At 51.6% G+C, this 601-nt stretch carries 2 pseudogenes; both read left to right on the plus strand.

What is annotated here, in order from left to right:
• Positions 1-131, plus strand: a pseudogene (locus QCH34_RS08975) (endonuclease); the annotation flags it as partial.
• 10 nt (positions 132-141) lie between these two features.
• Positions 142-601 (plus strand): annotated as a pseudogene (locus tag QCH34_RS08980) (tryptophan--tRNA ligase); the annotation flags it as partial.

The raw sequence follows: 601 nt of genomic DNA on the forward strand, positions 1-601 counted from the left end.
GCGCCGAGATCCCGATATCCACCATCTCACGATCAGTCAGGATGGCCCATAGCGTGAAAAAGAAGATGTTGTTTGCCTGTGTACAGAATGAAGAGATCGTGTACATCGAGTTTGCACGGATAAAGTTGTGAGAGTACCGTTATGGAATCCGGAATAAACCCCTGGTCAAGCAGCCAGAGCGTTGATATCGATCGCCTCTTTGCTGAATTTGGGATCGCACAAGTTGAAGATGAGGTAACGACACTGAAGAGCCGGCCCTCATTCTTCAGGCGGAAGATTGTAATCGGTCATCGGGATTATGGTCCGATCGTTGATGCGATCAACTCCGGCTCCCGGTTTAATGTGATGACCGGGTTCATGCCATCCGGCCATCCTCACCTCGGTCACCTGATGGTGATGCGTGAGGTAGTCTGGCATGTCGAACAGGGGGGATCCGGATATGTCGCAATTGCAGATCGCGAGGCGCATGCAGTCCGCGGCCTCTCATGGGATGCCTGCAAACAATATGGGCGTGAATATCTCGAATGCCTCTATGCACTCGGCTTTGAAGGAACAACCTACTACCAGAGTGAAAACGAGCGGCTGAAGGATCTTGCATTTG

Source organism: Methanocalculus sp., assembly GCF_029762515.1.
GTDB lineage: Archaea > Halobacteriota > Methanomicrobia > Methanomicrobiales > Methanocorpusculaceae > Methanocalculus.